Origin of the sequence: Bradyrhizobium centrolobii (assembly GCF_001641635.1) — a bacterium.
GTDB lineage: Bacteria > Pseudomonadota > Alphaproteobacteria > Rhizobiales > Xanthobacteraceae > Bradyrhizobium > Bradyrhizobium centrolobii.
The window spans coordinates 373655-389840 of the sequence record NZ_LUUB01000051.1 but is presented as its reverse complement, the minus strand read 5'-3'; the positions used below and the strand labels follow the sequence as shown (position 1 = coordinate 389840).

Annotated in this window: 13 protein-coding genes and 2 pseudogenes; 2 read left to right on the top strand and 13 right to left on the bottom strand. The window is 62.6% G+C overall.

The features are described 5' to 3' along the window. Nucleotides 1-2: 2 nt before the first annotated feature. The 12 genes and pseudogenes from AYJ54_RS15265 to AYJ54_RS52325 form a co-directional block, all read right to left on the bottom strand. Nucleotides 3-1415: a cytochrome ubiquinol oxidase subunit I gene (locus AYJ54_RS15265; protein ID WP_063699702.1), complete on the bottom strand. Its 1413-nt coding sequence runs from the start codon at nt 1413-1415 to the stop codon at nt 3-5. Between the two features lie 19 nt (nt 1416-1434). Next, complete coding sequence (gene mqo / locus AYJ54_RS15260) at nt 1435-2967, bottom strand: malate dehydrogenase (quinone) (protein WP_063699701.1); 1533 nt, start codon at nt 2965-2967, stop codon at nt 1435-1437. A gap of 38 nt (nt 2968-3005) precedes the next feature. After that, nucleotides 3006-3410, bottom strand: coding sequence for a cupin domain-containing protein (locus AYJ54_RS15255; protein ID WP_063699700.1), 405 nt, complete (start codon nt 3408-3410; stop codon nt 3006-3008). A gap of 59 nt (nt 3411-3469) precedes the next feature. Beyond that, nucleotides 3470-4906, bottom strand: coding sequence for a class II fumarate hydratase (gene fumC, locus AYJ54_RS15250; protein ID WP_063699699.1), 1437 nt, complete (start codon nt 4904-4906; stop codon nt 3470-3472). A gap of 150 nt (nt 4907-5056) precedes the next feature. After that, nucleotides 5057-5734: a YoaK family protein gene (locus tag AYJ54_RS15245; RefSeq protein WP_063699698.1), complete on the bottom strand. Its 678-nt coding sequence runs from the start codon at nt 5732-5734 to the stop codon at nt 5057-5059. An 18-nt stretch (nt 5735-5752) separates the two neighbouring features. Then, on the bottom strand, nt 5753-6589 hold the full coding sequence (gene fdhD / locus AYJ54_RS15240) for a formate dehydrogenase accessory sulfurtransferase FdhD (protein ID WP_063699697.1): 837 nt from the start codon (nt 6587-6589) through the stop codon (nt 5753-5755). Between the two features lie 3 nt (nt 6590-6592). Next, nucleotides 6593-7192 (bottom strand): HdeD family acid-resistance protein, encoded by a 600-nt coding sequence (locus AYJ54_RS15235; RefSeq protein WP_063699696.1) that lies wholly within the window; start codon nt 7190-7192, stop codon nt 6593-6595. A 227-nt stretch (nt 7193-7419) separates the two neighbouring features. After that, a complete protein-coding gene (locus tag AYJ54_RS15230) occupies nt 7420-8019 on the bottom strand; it encodes a histidine kinase dimerization/phosphoacceptor domain -containing protein (RefSeq protein ID WP_063699695.1) in 600 nt (199 codons plus the stop codon). 66 nt (nt 8020-8085) lie between these two features. Continuing rightward, complete coding sequence (locus AYJ54_RS15225) at nt 8086-8586, bottom strand: Dps family protein (protein WP_063699694.1); 501 nt, start codon at nt 8584-8586, stop codon at nt 8086-8088. A 120-nt stretch (nt 8587-8706) separates the two neighbouring features. Beyond that, nucleotides 8707-9267: a cytochrome b gene (locus AYJ54_RS15220; RefSeq protein WP_063699693.1), complete on the bottom strand. Its 561-nt coding sequence runs from the start codon at nt 9265-9267 to the stop codon at nt 8707-8709. Beyond that, nucleotides 9264-9909, bottom strand: a pseudogene (locus AYJ54_RS52330) (catalase); the annotation flags it as partial. The pseudogene AYJ54_RS52330 and the gene AYJ54_RS15220, both read right to left, overlap by 4 nt. Nucleotides 9910-9912: 3 nt before the next feature. After that, nucleotides 9913-10293, bottom strand: a pseudogene (locus tag AYJ54_RS52325) (catalase family peroxidase); the annotation flags it as partial. A 371-nt stretch (nt 10294-10664) separates the two neighbouring features. Here AYJ54_RS52325 and AYJ54_RS15210 point away from each other — a divergent pair. Next, entirely contained in the window at nt 10665-11558 is an 894-nt protein-coding gene (locus AYJ54_RS15210) for an SDR family oxidoreductase (RefSeq protein WP_063699692.1), read from the top strand. A gap of 262 nt (nt 11559-11820) precedes the next feature. After that, nucleotides 11821-14709, top strand: coding sequence for an ATP-binding protein (locus AYJ54_RS15205; protein ID WP_082905650.1), 2889 nt, complete (start codon nt 11821-11823; stop codon nt 14707-14709). Between the two features lie 42 nt (nt 14710-14751). On the opposite strand, the gene AYJ54_RS15200 is transcribed toward AYJ54_RS15205, so the two are convergent. After that, the gene (locus AYJ54_RS15200) at nt 14752-15747 is read right to left on the bottom strand and encodes a Bug family tripartite tricarboxylate transporter substrate binding protein (RefSeq protein ID WP_063699745.1); all 996 of its coding nucleotides are present in this window, start codon (nt 15745-15747) and stop codon (nt 14752-14754) included. Nucleotides 15748-16186 lie beyond the last annotated feature (439 nt).

The window sequence follows — 16186 nt, the reverse complement described above, 5'->3', positions numbered from 1 at the left end:
CGTCATTCTCCTGCCGGCGCATAGTTGCGGCCCGCGAGCGGCGGCCGATCGGCGAGCGACATCGGCCGATTGGGCGCGGGGATGTGCAGGGGCTTACCGCCGAGCCCCGCCGGACCGGCACGCAGCAGCCGGTAGATGTAATGGGTCCCGAACGAGAAGATGAAGGCATAGACCGCAACAAACAGGATCAGCGAAGCCGTCGCGGCAGACGCGGTCAGGAACGGCGTCACCGCATCGGCGGTCCGCAACACGCCGTAGACCGTCCATGGCTGGCGCCCTACTTCCGCGGTGTACCAGCCCGTGAGGATCGCGACCCACGGCAGCGGAAAGCTGAGGAAGATACCCCAAAGCAGCAGACGGCTCCGCTCCAGACGGTGCTTGCGGCCGAGATAGGTCCCGAGCCAGGCCAGCCCCAGCATCACGAAACCGCAGCCGACCATGACGCGGAAGGCGAAGAACGGGATCACAACCGGCGGCCGGTCCTGCGGCACGAAGCTGGTCAGACCCACCTCCTTCGAGGTCAGACTCATGCTACCGATGATGCTCCCGAGGACCGGAATCGATATGTCGTATTTGTTCGATTCGGTGCCGGGATCCGGAATCGCGATCAGCACCTCCGAGGCCGGCTGCTCGTCATGCCAGCGGGCCTCGATCGCGGCGAACTTGGCCGGTTGATAATTGTGGACGTAGTCACCGACGAGATGACCGATGAACAGCTGGACCGGTAGCAGGACGGCCGCAAGTGCAAGGCCCATGCGCAGCATCACATGCGCCTCGGCGTGATAGGTGCCCCTCAGAAGATACCACGCGCCGGTTGCCGCTACGCAGAATGCGCCGGTCAGATACGAGGCGAGCAGCATGTGCGGAAACCTGACCCAGACCACCCGGTTGAAGATGATCGCCATCCAGTCGTCGGGTACGAACTGGCCATTCTGCAAGACGTATCCGGTCGGTACCTGCATCCAGCTGTTGTTCACCATGATCCAGAACGCCGAAAGCGTCGTTCCGAGCGCCACCATGGCGGTGGAGAACAGATAGAACCAGGGTGGCACTCGGCTCCGCCCAAAGACGAGAATGCCGAAGAAGCTGGCCTCCAGCATAAACGCGGTGAATGTCTCGTACGACAGAAGCGGCCCCTGGATCGGCCCTGACATCTTCGACAGAACGCTCCAGTTTGTTCCGAACTGGAACGCCATCACCACTCCCGATACGACGCCCATGCCGAAGGCGACGCCGAATATCTTGAGCCAGAACTCGAACAGGGTCCGGTAGACGGGCTTGCCGCTGTACAGGCGCAGCGCCTCGAGCACTGTGAGCCAGGCGGCAAGGCCGATGGTGAACGCCGGAAAAATGATGTGGAAGGAAATGGTGAAGGCGAATTGTATCCGCGACAGGAGAAGGGCCGTGGGATCCATCGGAAGCTCTCCTGTCCGCTCAGGCCCGCTTCGCAGCCAACGACACCCCTGCAGCGGGGATCTTGTCGACCTTGAGAACCTCGGCGGTCGCTGCACGAATCTGGCGACACAGATCCGCGTCATCGATCAGCGACACGCCGTAGGACGGGATGATCTGCTTCAGCTTCGGCAGCCAGGCGCTTGCCGTCAGCTCACCGGCGAAGCACTTCTCCAGGACGTTGATTGCGATGAACGCCGCGGTGGAAGCTCCCGGCGAGGCACCGAGAAGCGCGACCAGGGACCGATCATCGGCACCAATGAGCTCGGTGCCGAACTCGAGCAGTCCGCCACGCTTGACGTCCGGCTTGATGATCTGAACGCGCTGGCCCGCGACTTGCAACCGCCAGTCCTTCGGATCTGCGTTCGGGAAATACTCGTCGAGCGTCGCCAGGCGGTGACCTTCGGACTGCAGCACCTGACCTATCAGATATTCGGTGAGATCGAAATTGTCGCGTGCCACCGAAAGCAGCGGCTCGACGTTGGCGGGGCGAATGGACTCGAACAGGTCGAGCAGCGAGCCGTGCTTGAGAAACTTGCTCGAGAAGCCCGCATAGGGGCCGAACAGCAGCGAGTGCTGACCTCCGATCACGCGCGTATCGAGATGCGGCACCGACATCGGCGGTGAGCCGACCGCGGCCTTGCCGTAGACCTTGGCATGGTGACGCTTGTTGATCTCTGGATCGTCGCACCGCAGCCAGATCCCGCTGACCGGAAAGCCCGCGTAACCGCGCCCTTCAGGAATGCCGGATTTCTGCAGCAGCGGCAGCGCACCGCCGCCGGCGCCGATGAAGATGAACTTCGCACGGACCGAGCGCGTCTCGCCGCTGCTGGTGTCGCGCACCTCGATCCGCCAGCGGCCATCCTGCTCGCGGACAAAATCGGTGACGCAGCTCTTGTAGTGAACGGCGCAGCCGGACTGGCTGACCAGATGACGAACCAGAAGATGAGTTAGCGAACCGTAGTCGACGTCGGTGCCGGTGATGATGCGCGTCGCGGCTACGGGATCGTCGCCGGTCCGGTCCTCCATTACCAGCGGCACCCATTCTGCGATCTTCTTCGGATCCTCGCTGTATTCCATACCCTCATAGCAATGATGGGCAGTCATCGCCTTGAATCGCTTCCGGAGGAAGGCAACGTTGTCGGCGCCGTGTACGAAGCTCATGTGCGGCACCGGATGAATGAAGGACCGCGGATCGGCGATCGCTCCCTTCCCGACCAGATAGGACCAGAACTGCCGGGACAGATCGAATTCAACATTGACCTGGAGCGCCTTGGAGATGTCGATGCTGCCATCAGCCCGTTCCGGCGTGTAGTTCATCTCGCAATTTGCAGCGTGCCCGGTACCGGCATTGTTCCAGGCGTCCGAGCTTTCGAGGGCGCAATCCTCCAGAACCTCAAACATCTGGATCGCGAGCGACGGCTCCAGCTCCTTGAGAAGGACGCCGAGCGTGGCGCTCATGATACCTGCGCCAATGAGTGCGACGTCGAGTTCGCGATCGGAAGTGCCTTGCATGGGAATTCTCCTCGTTCGATGTCCCTGTGATTGTTCGATCAGGCCTGGGGCTGCTGCCGCTCCTTTGCGCGGAACGGCACGGGCGCGCCCGGTCGCAACACCGCGTAGGCGCGGCGCCATGACGAATCGTCGGTCAGCGTCCAGCTGTGCCCAGAGCCCGCGGTATCTTCCGCAAGCAGGATGTTGCCGGGGTGAAGCAGGAAGTGCTCGCCATCACGCGTCTGGAAATCGAGCGTTCCACTTAGCGTAATCACCAGCTGGCGGACCGGCGCTGTGTGCCAGGAGAAGGCGCCGCCGGATGCCGTCTCCTGAAAGGAGATGGTGACGACATCGGCCTTGTTGCTGAGCGCGTCGCCCCGCGCGCCGGGCTCCAGCTCGATGACCCCTTCCTCGAAATGAGAGTTATTGTCCTCTCCGGTCCATAACCGCACACAACGGATCATGAATTCTCTCCTGCCGCTCTTGCTGTACTGCTCGCGCGCGGACGCATCGCATCCACGTGTCAGCTTGCCGGTGTGCCGATTGCGCGAGGCGCCTCTACTTCGGCGACATAGGGTTTGACCATCTTCGCAGGATCGACGACGCGGTCGAACTCCGGCTCGGTCACGAAACCGAGCTTCAGCGCCGCCGATTTCAGCGTGAGATCGTTGTCCATGGCGTAGTGCGCGATCTTTGACGCCTTGTCGTAGCCGATCACCGGCGCCAGTGCGGTGACAAGCATCAGCGACCTCTCCACATACTCCTTGATCTTCCTGAGGTTCGGTCTCGTGCCCTCGACCAGGAATTTCCGGAAATTCGTGCAGCCGTCCGTGAGAATGGTGATCGATTGCGCGATGTTATGGATGATCAGCGGCTTGTAGACATTCATCTCCAGATAACCGCCGGCGCCGCCGAACCCGACGGCGACGTCGTTCGCCATCACTTGCACCGCAATCATCGTCAACGCTTCGGCTTGCGTCGGGTTGACCTTGCCCGGCATGATCGACGAGCCGGGCTCGTTCTCCGGAATGAGCAGCTCAGCAAATCCCGCGCGCGGGCCGCAGGACATCAAGCGGACATCGTTCCCGATCTTGTACAGCGAGCCTGCGAGCGTGCGCAGCGTACCCGACAGCTGCACCAGTGCGTCATGCGCGCCCTGTACGGCGAACTTGTTCGGTGCGCTGACGAATGGCAGTTTCGTGAGCCGCGCGATTTCAGCCGCGACGGCCTCGGCAAAGCCCGGGGCTGCGTTTATGCCTGTGCCGACGGCTGTACCGCCGAGCGCTAGCCGGAATACGCCTTCGAGCGCGTGATCGATCCGTGCCAAACCGTCCTTGAGCATGCCGGCGTATCCCGACCACTCCTGCCCCAATGTCAGCGGGGTGGCATCCTGCATGTGGGTGCGGCCGATCTTGACGATGCCGTCCCACTCACCTGCTTTCGCCGCGATCGCATCGTGCAGCGCCTTGACCGCTGGAATGAGGCGCTGCGTCACGTTTACGGCGGCTGCGATGTACATCGCGGAGGGAAAGCTGTCGTTCGACGACTGCGACATGTTGACGTGATCATTCGGATGGACCGGGTGCTTGCTGCCGAGCGGAGTGCCGGCAAGCTGGCAGCACCGGTTCGAGATCACCTCGTTCACGTTCATGTTGAACTGCGTGCCGCTGCCGGTCATCCAGACATGCAGCGGGAACATGTCATGATGCTGTCCTGCAAGAATCTCGTCGCAGACGTGAACGATCAGCTTGTGAAGCTTGCCGTCGAGACGGCCGCCTACGCAGTTGGCATTTGCGGCCGCCTTCTTCAGGATCGCGTAGGACGTGATCATCTCGCGCGGCATCAGATCCTTTCCGATGCTGAAATGCTCGAGCGAACGTTGGGTCTGCGCTCCCCAGAGCTTGTCGGCAGAAACACTAACTTCGCCCAAACTGTCCGTTTCTGTGCGGAGGTCGTTCATGCTTGCCTCTCTTGGCAGTTGATGCGGGAGACGCGCTCTGCGCCGCTGGCGAACTTACGCGCCGCGCTTGGCACACGCTTCCGCGAACGAACGTCGTTTTGTCGAATGGAATGGTGGCGCCCCACAGGGCGATGGTGAAGGCCGGATGGCTCAGTTCCTGCGGCACCGGCGGCGGCAGAGCCCGAGCACATAGGTCGACGATGCGATCGGCAGCACGAGACTCACCGCCTCAAACCGCATCGTGACCCAGCCTCCGGCCGCGGCCCCCAGCAGGAACATCAGGCAGAGCGTGAGCATTGCCGGGCCGCCACGCGTCGCTTCGCTGCGCGGCATCGCAGCGAACTGGTCGATTGCGCGCAGCATATTTCCGGTAACAGTGACCGAAAGATATTTCCAGCGCTCGACGTGCCGGAAGCTCGCAGACTGCAGCGCGGCGCCGAAAGCAATCCCGACGATGGCAACCGGCTCGGCGACGCAGTGCAGCACGAGCATCACCATCATCACGCCCAGGCAGACGATCTCCCCCGCAAGACAAAGCAGCGGCGCCCGGAGCCGGGTCGCCAGCAATGCGCCTGCGAGAAAGGCGAGTATCGGGAGTGCGTGGTGAGCAGCCTGGTGCCATTGTCCCGACGCGGCATACATTCCGAAGAAAACCACATTGCCGGTCTGCGAGCTCGCGAACACACCGCCCAGCGAAAGCCAGGTATAGGCGTCGAGGAAGCCGCCCGACAGGCTCAGAAAAGACGCGACGAGAAGCGACTGCTCGGGACCGTAGCTGCCGACCAGCGCTTCGGATTCCGGCTCCGGAGACGTGGCTTCCATCGCCATTTGTGTGAGCTCACCAGATCAGCAGTCCGCGCCGGGTGCGACGTTCTCAGGCAGGAGGATGCGATGCGGGTGCGTGAAGACGCCATATCCATCGTCGCGCGCGATCGCGAGCAGTGTGATTCCCGCCTCATCCGCGGTTCGGATCGCGAGCGTGGTGGGCGCCGACACCGCGATCACGACCGGCACCCCGATCATCGCCGCTTTTTGCACCATCTCGACCGAGACGCGGCTCGTCAGCAGCACGGCGCCTGCGGAGGCCGATTTCCGATAGCGCACGATCGCCCCAGCGAGCTTGTCGAGCGCGTTGTGCCGGCCGACGTCTTCCCTGACAGGACCGATGCCGGTGCGAGGATGCCAAAATGCCGCCGCATGCACCGATCGCGTCTGCTGGTTCAGGATCTGGAGCGGAGCCAGCGCCTGCATGGCAGCCAGCATGTCGCGGGCGTGAAACGCAATACCCCCCTCAGTCACGCGCGACGGCGCCCGGCGAGCCTGTTCGAGACTTTCGATGCCGCACAGCCCGCACCCAACCGGGCCGCTCATGGCCCGGCGCCGTGCCGCCAGCGACGCGGCGCGGTCGCCATCGAGCCACATCCGCACTTCCAGGCCGATCTCGCTCGGGATCACCTCGATGCTTCTGATCTCGCTCGCATGCTCCACGATGCCCTCTGTCAGGGTGAAGCCAATGCCGAAATCCTCGAGGTTGTCGGGCGTCGCCATCATCACGGCGTGGGTCGATCCGTTGTAGCTGAGCGCAATGGCCGTCTCCTCCGCGACCAGTCGCGACGTCGCGACGGCGCGGCCGTCCCGCCAGGCGATCTCCTGATGCGGCGCAAATGTCGTTCCCGTCATCATGGCTCACACCGTCGCCGGCTGGCCCGAATGCCTGGTGGCACGCATCCTGAGTGCCAGTCCGAATGCGATCAGCCCCCACCCCTGGAAGATCAAGTCGACCACCAGCATCGCGCCGAGCAGCCACAGGCCGATCGCGGGCCAGGTGGCGACCAGCAGGATGCCGACGCAGAACGTCAAAACGCCGGCGGCCACGATCCAGGGCCAGCCCGTGGCAGGCCTCATGTGGAAGCCCGCCCATGTCCGCATCACACCGGCAGCAATCAGGAAGGCGCAGACCACGAGGGACAACGTGAACGAGGCCAGCAGCGGGTCATAGAGAATGATGACGCCGGCAGCCGCATAGACGATACCCGCGAGCAGCCAAAACAGAAAGCCGCGCAGGCCACGCACCGAAAAGGCATGCACGATCTGAAAGAGGCCGGCGGCCGCCATGGTGGCCCCGATGACCAGTACGGAAGCCAGAGTGGCTGCCATCAGATTTGTGGATGCGATGCCGCCGAGGATGAGTTCGCCTACTCCCAGCGCAACGAACCAGCCCCATTTCCCGGTGATGGCGTGGATGGCGCGTCCGAGCGACGCCTTCGTGTTCGACGTGTCCGTCATGGCTTGACCCTCATTTCGCACGACCGGTTCTTCGGGCCGCGAATGGGGCCAGCCTAGGAAACCCGGCTCCAGTCATCTTTCGCGTAAGCGATCGATATTGCCCATCTGCACGATGCCGCGCCGGGTGCGACCGAGAATTGCTTGAGTACGACGGGCAGCCCGTTTGCCGCGCGTCATCGGCGCGCTTGCGGGCTGCCTCGGCGTCGATGCCATCTGTTGAAGTCCGCTTACGCCTCACGCGGGATATTCACGACAGTACGCGTCCCGTTCGTTCCGCCGCCGAAGTCGATCGTTCCATTCAAACTGGCGGCAAGCGCCTCGACGATGGAGCCGTTCCTTTCCGGATACGTGCTGTCGGATGATCCGCTATCCGCGATGCAACACACGATCGACGTGGCCGTTGGCCACACTTCGAGATGAATGGCGCCCACTCCCTCGTGGAAAGCGTTCCGCGCAGCGTTTGTGGTCAATTCAAAGATGATCATACCGAGAAGCCGGCATCGTTCGGAGCTCATCCTCACCGGATGGAGCAGCAACGACAGCACAATGCCCTCACGCTCGAGCCTCGAACGGCTGATCGACCGGCACAAATGGTGGAGATAGGCGGCCAGATCGATCGTCGTGGTGTATTCCGGCATCTGGAGTGAGCGGCAAACTTGCGCATGGCTCTGCAACCGCTCCTGCACCGAAGCGAGGCTCGCCCTCGCTTCGGCGCTGTCGCAGCTGTTTGCCGCAACCGAGACCAGGTTGATCGCGGATGCCAGCTCATCGTCGAGCTCGTGCGAGAGCTCGCGCAACACCAGGCCGTTCTGCCACGATGCCGCCATCCGGCAACAGGTCCGACGGGCCGCTCATCCTTCACTCGTCTCCCTGCCGGACGACACACCTCGCATTCAGGGGTTCGGGCCTGTCCGGCCAGCCTCGTAGAGGAACCAAATGCGCCGCTCCGCCTCATCGATCCAGTTTTCCAGGAGGCTCGCGGTCGCGACGTCACCATATTCGTCGCACAGCTCATGGACGCGGCGCATTTCCCGCGTCAGTTGCTGATTGTCGCCGCGCAGCTCCGCCAGCATGTCCTGCGGCTCGACATATTCCGCATCGTTGTCGAGAATACGTTGCTCGCGCGCGATATGACCGATCGAGCGAAGCGTCGTCCCGCCGATCTTTCGCGCGCGCTCGGCGATGTCGTCGGTCATCGCGAATATCTGCTCGGCCTGCTCGTCCAGCATGAGGTGATAGTCGCGAAAGTGGCTGCCCGACACATGCCAGTGGAAATTCTTGGTCTTCAGGTACAGTGCGAAAACGTCCGCCAGCAACGCGCGCAGCGCGGCGGGAACGTCGCGGTTCGCATTCGGTCCCAGATCTGTCGGACTTTGGAGTTCTGCTCTGGTCATTGTCGGTATCCTTGTTGGTGGTTTGGAAACTCTAGCGGCGTGCCGGACGTATGGTCTTTCGGAGCCGAAAGGTCATTTCCAGATTGCACGCGCGATCGCCAACCGGCGCGCGCAGCGCTCTCATTCCGCGGGCGTCGTCTCCTGCAGCGGTAGCAGGGCCATCTTCTCGAAGATCCCATCGCGCCGGACCAACGCATGGAACATCCCTGCTGCGAGGTGCAGCAGCACCAGCGCGAAAAACGCAAATGCCAGATAGAAGTGAGCGTTCCAGAGCAGCGTGTGCAGGCCGTCGCTCAGCGGCAGCAGTGCGGGAATTTGTATCCCGCCATACAGGACGACCGGATAGGCCGCCGCCCACAGCATTCCAAGGCCGAGCAACGGCATGATGATCATGAGCGCGTAGAGCGCCTGATGCGACAGTGCCGCGCCGAACTTCGTCGCTCTCGGCAGATCGGCCGGCAATGGCGGGGCGCCGTAATACAGCCGCAGCGCCAGACGGATCAGGACGAGGACCAGGAGAGCAACGCCAAGCGTCTTATGGATGAGGATCAGCGGCAGGTATTTCGGCGTGACGGTCGACACCATGCCCACGCCGATGAAGAGCATGGTGAAGATACCGACCGCCATCAACCAGTGCAGCAGCCGCTGGAGCAAGGCGAAGCGATGGGGCTCGTTGGTCATGGCTTGACGACCTCGTTTCGTGGATAGTCTTCGGCTTCCGCCGTGCGCAGATCATAGGACTTGCGGTAGACCGATGAACGCGCGGCGGGGAACGGGTCGTCCGATACCCGGATGCCCGGCGGCAGGACGGTCGGATCGAAGTTGATGTCACGGCAAGGGCCATCCCGCTCAGGTTCGATCCGTTGCACGACCAGCGTTCCGACCTGAACCGTGCGGCGGCCCTGCGGCCACGCCTTGCTTGGATCGGCCGTCGGATCGCCCGGATCGGCCACGGTGATGAGCATGGTCCAACGCTGCGAGCCGGCTGTCCGAACCCGCTCCGTGATCTCTTGCTCGAGAAAATCCGGACCGCGCTCGTCAAGCTCGGCTTTCGAGATCGGAACCGGCTCGGCCGACGGCAGCAGCGACCATCGCACGGCGTGCTCGGCGCCGCTCGCATTGGTGAAGATGAAGCTGTTGAGGCCGTTATACGGCTCCTCCGCATAGCTGCCGGTCCAGGGCGCCGTCTTGGCCCAGCTCGCGAACGCGGCAAACTCGGGATTTGCGCGGGCAAACGCCTTCATCGCCTCGGGATCCTTGCTGCCGGAGGCCAGCAGCAGATCGTGAAAGGCCTGGGGCGTGGAAACCGCGAAGACCGGCGGGNNNCCGCCACTCCTCGCCTTCTGCGGGCGAGATCATGAGCCCCAGGCCACGCACCCGGACCGTCGCATCCACCGCATTAGGGTCGGCCGTACCGAGATTGAAGCGCCCAAGGGCCGGGTACCGGCCCTGCGCGAAGACCTTGGCGCGGGAAAGCTCCACCCCGTTTCCATTCGCCTCGAACACGCCGGTAAAGCAGATTCCCTTTGCATGATTTCGCCGGTGCCCGAGCGGCGCGAGCGCCTCAATCATCCGTTCCGGCGTGAGACGCCCAGGTGAAAGCCAACCAGCCGTGTATGCAAAGGCGACAGCGCCACCCCCGAGGACAGCTGCGATCAGGACGAGCAATCCAAGGCTTGACCGCGGTAGATTGCCTAACTGCTTCATTCTGTCTCCTTATGATGCACGTACCGCCCGTGATCGGATGCGCGCCCGATGTTCGAAAGGCATGGTCTCGCTGTAGCCCGCTTCCACGGCGACTATCTTCCCAAACCTGTCGCCGATTTCGGGAAGGCACGGCGGGCATATGCGAGCCGCGGTTCGAGCCCGTGGTAGGCAGGTTATTCCCCGTGGGTCGGGCCTTCTCGAAAAGATTCGTGCGTTTTGGAAATCGCTCGCGACGAGCGAAAGACCCGCCCTGCCCCGCGTCTTATTCCGACGACTCCTGGCTCAACGCGGCGCGGACAACCGCGAGGCGAGGCGGTTGTGCCATACCGCACAACTATTTCCAGAGGGTTTGGAATGCGATTGGGAATCGAATGGGCAAAGTGATCATCGTCACGGGGGCTGCGAACGGAATCGGAAGAAGCGCCTGCACGGAACTGGCGCGGGCGGGCCACACGGTCTACGTCTCAATGCGGGAAACGAACGGGCGCAACGCGCATCACGTCGAGGAAATCAGAGCCGATGCCATCAAGGATGGCATCGATCTGCGCACGATCGAGCTCGACGTGTCTTCCGAGACGTCTGTCAATTCGGCCATTGACACCATCATCGACGAAAATGGCCGGCTCGACGTGGTCGTGCACAACGCCGGTCAAGTCGTCTACGGACCGGCAGAGGCCTTTACGCCGGAGCAGCTCGCCGAGCTTTACGATACCAACGTGCTTAGCACGCAGCGCGTCAATCGCGCGGCATTGCCGCAGTTGCGTAAGCAGGGCCAAGGCTTGCTGATATGGATTACGTCCAGCAGCGCGCGAGGTGGCTCGGTGCCCTTCCTGGGCGCTTATGCTTCATCAAAGGCGGCCGTGGACGCATTGGCATTGAGCTACGCCGGTGAGCTCGCGCGCTGGGGCATCGAAACGACGATCGTCGTTCCCGGCGCTCTCGGTCCCGGCCACTATGTTCGCTCAGGCAGACCGCTCGATACCATCCGGGCGGAAGAGTACGCGGACGGTCCGACCGCCGATGTGAGCGAAATCGCACTCTCGGGCCTCGCGGAGCTTTCGCCCCGGGATCCGGCCCCGCAAGACGTCGCACGCGCAATAGCGAACGTCGTGGATACGCCGTTCGGGCAGCGACCGCTACGGGTTCATTTTGGACCGGACGATGACGGGGCTGCAGTCGTCGATGTCGTTGCGGATCGGGTGCGAACGGAACTGCTCCGCCGGATCGGGTTAGCGGATATTCTCAAACCGGCAGACATCGGATAGACTGAGGCAAGCGCTCCTCTCAGTCACTGAACTGCAGTTCAACAACCGATCGAGCAGAGTGTCTCGCTCGGATATGACGATACATTCCTCGCGCCTGAGCTCTCGGATCTGCGGACAAATGTGGCACGCGCGTCACATGCGGGTGATCTTTACCGCCGTAATGTCGGCTGCTATGTTTGAGACTGCCGCTACGTTCTCACGTCTTGGCGTGCTCCCAAGCCTTTGAACGTTACAGGTCGGCCGTCGGCTCGATATGCCCCAAATGGACTCTCGCGATCAGAGCAGCAGCATCTCGGCTGTGGCTGGATCATCCGCCGGCGAAGTCTTCGCGTTTGGGCCGTTTCATCTGGATGCAACGCAGAGGCGGGTCGAAAGGAATGGCAGACCCGTTCAATTGTCGGCGCGCGCGTTCGACATTCTGCTTGTCCTGATCAAGCAGGCAGGCACTGTCATCAGCAAGAGCGATCTGATGACCCGAGCATGGCCTGGCGCCGGAATCGATGAAGGCAGCCTGCGCGTACATGTTGCGGCACTTCGCAAGGCGCTAGGAGACGGCAATGGGGGAGCCAAGTATCTGAGCACGGTGTCCGGGCAAGGCTACTGCTTCACCGGATCGGTCTCGCGACTGGAGCCAGTACGGCCCACGCCGGTCAAATCCACTCACGTGCACCACCTGCCGACGCTTTCCCAGCAGGTGGTGGGACGCGAACAAACCATTCAGGAGATATCCGAGAAGCTGGGTATCCAGCGTTTCGTCACCATCGTTGGTCCCGGTGGCATCGGCAAGACAACGGTCGCTGTCTCCGTTGGCCGCGCCCTGATCGAGCAATTCGCCGGTCAGGTTCACTTTCTGAGCCTCGGCGAGATCGGCGATGCGGCTCTCGTGCCGGGCATGGCGGCATCGGCCTTTGGGCTGCCGGCGCGATCGAATGATCCCTCGGGCAGTCTGGCGGCATTCCTGCGCGACAGGCGAATGCTGCTGATCCTGGATTGCTGTGAGCATGTCATCGAAACGACGGCGGCGCTGGCCGAACGGCTCTACAAAGAGGCGCCCGAGCTGCACATCCTGGCCACGAGCCGTGAGCTGCTGCGGGTCGAGGGCGAGCACATCCATCGCCTGCTGCCCTTGACGATCCCGCCGGAAAACGCCGCACTGACCGCTGCGAGCGCACTCACCTACCCCGCCGTTCAGCTCTTCGTGGAACGCGCAATTGCCGCAGGCGGCGAGTTCGAGTTGACCGATGCGGACGCTTCCGACGTCGGCAATCTCTGCCGCCGTCTCGACGGCATCCCGCACGCCATCGGGCTTATCGCCGGCCATGTGTCCGCATATGGCGCCAAAGCCATGACACAACTGCTCGACGGCCACTTCAATCTGCTGTGGGAAGGGCGACGCACCGCGTTGCCCCGACACCGGTCGCTGCGCGCGACCATCGAATGGAGCTACAACCTTCTATCCGAGCGCGAACGGGTGGCTCTCAGTCGGCTATCTGTTTTCGTTGGCGGCTTCACCCTGGAGGCTGCCCGAGCGATCGCCGGCACCGAGGAGACCGGCGACGAGACGACCATGGCTTGTCTCGACAACCTCCTCGCTAAGTCGATGCTTGCCTTCGACCAAGGCTCGCAATCGAATCGCTACAGGCTTCTGGACGCAACGCGGGCCTATGCGCAGGAGAAACTCATTGTCAGCGCCGACGCCGAGATGGCGTCACGATGCCACGCCTCCTACTTTCTGAATCTACTCGAAAAGATGACCGGCGATCCGGGCGGCAACCTTTCGTCGATTGCTGATCAGTTCGGCAACATACGAAGTGCGCTGACGTGGTGCTTCTCGGATCAAGGAGACCGCAAGACCGGCGTCGCGCTTGCTGTGGCATCAATACCGCTGTTCTTCAAGCTGTCACTCTTCGGTGAATGCCAGCTCTGGGTCACCCGTGGGATCGAAGCTCTCCATGACACGGGGGGAAGTGTCAGGCACGATCTCGCACTTCACGTCGCGCTCGCGTCGGCCCGGATGGTCACAGGACAAATCGACGAATCGGGCGTCAATTGTCTCAACCGGGCGGTCGAGTTGGCCGAAAAACTCGGCGATGTTCCCCGGCAACTTCGTCTGATTGGCCGGTTGCATTTGCTCGAATTGCTTGTCGGCAATTTTGACGATGCACTGGGCACCGCGAGGCGTGGCGAAACGATTGCCATCGCCAGCAAGGATTCAGCTTCGGTGGCGCGCATGCGTCTATTGCTCGGCACTTCCTGCCACTATCTTGGCGACGTTGCTGCGTCTCGCTCGCACATCGAAGCGGCGTTGTTGCATCCGAGCCTAGAAGGCGACGTCCGTGGTGGGCCTACGCCTGAGTATCCGGGGCGTCCCCAAATCACGCTTGCTCGCATCCTATGGCTTCAGGGATATCCCGATCAGGCCACAGCAACGGCGCGCCGGGCCATATCCGATGTGATCGCCATCAATCATCCGGTCATGCTGTGCACGGCCCTGCCCTGGGCATTCGGCGTTTTCATTTGGAATGGAGAGGTGGATGTGTGCGAAGAATACATCGACCGGCTCCTCGTCGAGACCCGCAGGAATAATCTCGCTGCCCTCCAGATGGTAGGCGAGGCCATGAAGGGGATTGCGCTGCTGGCTCGCGGCGAAACAAGCATTGGGTTGGCTACGCTGAACGGCTCAGTCAAGAAGCTGCAGAGCCAGCGTTACGGCTCGGCGGCCGGACTTTGCGTGCCGCTCACGGAAGCTCTGGCGGCGGCAGATCGTGCAGATGAAGCGCTCGATACAATTGACGTGGCGATTACCCGGGCTCGGCATCGCAACTTCATGGTAGAGATGCCCGACATGTTGCGGGCAAGGGCGGAAGCGCTGATGCGCAAGGACAAGCCGGATCTTTTGCAAGCGGAACGGAGCTTCGTGCAATCGGTTGACTTGGCCCGACAACAGGGGGCGCTCGGTTTTGAGCTGGGTGCGGCGATCGGCCTTGCAAAACTCTGGCAGCGACAAGGCCGCCGCGACGAAGCACACGACATGCTTGCGCCAATCTATGGGCGGTTTACCGAAGGCTTCCAGACGCGCAGCCTGGCAGAGGCCAGGGAATTGCTCACCGAGTTGGACGCACCGCGTCAGGGCTCGCTCGCCGCCAAATGATCCACTTCGTCCTCACCGATCCGACCGCGCTCGCTGCCTTACCTACTCGCGCGTGAGCCCCATCGACTTGATGACGGGCGCCAGGCGCGCCAGTTCATCCTCCGCCAATTGCTGGAATTTCTCCGGACTGGAATCGACATCCGGCTCCATGCCCTGCGAGCGGTAGGTCTCCTGCAGCGCCGGATCGGCCATCGCGGTGCGGGTTGCCGCGGATATGCGATTGACAATTTCGTCCGGGGTCGCTTTGGGCGCAAAGAGGCCGAACCATCCGGCGTATCCGAGGTCCGGCATGCCAGCCTCGAAGACAGTCGGAATGTCCGGCGCGCCGCTCAACCGCTTCTGGCTCGTCACGGCGAGCATGCGCAGCTTGCCGACACGGTGCAATTGCACGAGGTGACTCGATACGACGGCGATCATGGCCGGGATCTGACCGCTGATGAGGTCGTTGGTCGCGGGCGCCATGCCCCGGTAGGGAACGTGGACGATATCCAGAGCGTTGCCCGATCGCCGCTTGAACATCTCGCCGACGAGATGATTGCCGGTGCCGACGCCCGGAGTGCCGTAGGAAAGCGTGCTGGGATTGGCCTTCGCATAAGCGGCCAGCCCTTGCAGGTCCCTGACCGGCAGCGATGGATGCACGACGAAAGCAAGCGTGCTGGTGATCAGGCGATAGACGGCCCGGAAATCACGAACCGGATCATAGGCAGGACGCGCCGAGGACAACGGAATCATGACCTGGGTGCTGCCATTACCGAGCAGGAGCGAATAGCCGTCGGGTGCGCTCTGGGCCACCATGGCGGCGCCGACCGCGCCGCCCGCGCCACCTATGTTCTCGACATAGATCGGCCCGAGCAGCGATGCGACCCTGTCGGCCCAGGGCCGGCCGATCTGGTCGCCCGAGGCACCCGCCGCATACGGGATCACCAGGCGGATGGGACGGGAGGGATAGTCATCGGCGCTTGCGCCGCCGGGCCATGCGACCAAGGCAGCAAGGCGCGTGGCCGTTGCGAGAAGTTCTCGCCGTGACAGAGGATTCATTTCGCGCATTATTCAGGGACCTGCGCTGACGATCTTACAGCAACGCCGCGCGAGGAGATATCGCTCAGGGGGCGAACTGCATTGCATCGATCGGACGACAAGAGCCGTCGAGCAGTCCGCCGCAATCCGATATCCGTGACATCGCTCCTGGATTTCCCGCCACAACAGTTGCTGACCTGTCGGACGCATCGGGATGGGGCGCATGGGACGGTGCGCGCGCGGCGGCGAAGAAGATGGAGATCGCGATCGCGACCCCGCAATTGCGTATGACGGCAAGGAAGAAGCGGGACACTGGTGCCTCCATGTCGCTTCACTGATACGCCGAAACAACAAGCAGGTCGTTCGAAAGCGCAGCATTTGTTGTCTGTACGCATGGAATTGGCGCCTGGATTCGCAATCCGTCCGAGGTCGCTCCTGCGCGTGGGTCGTTTCGCATCTG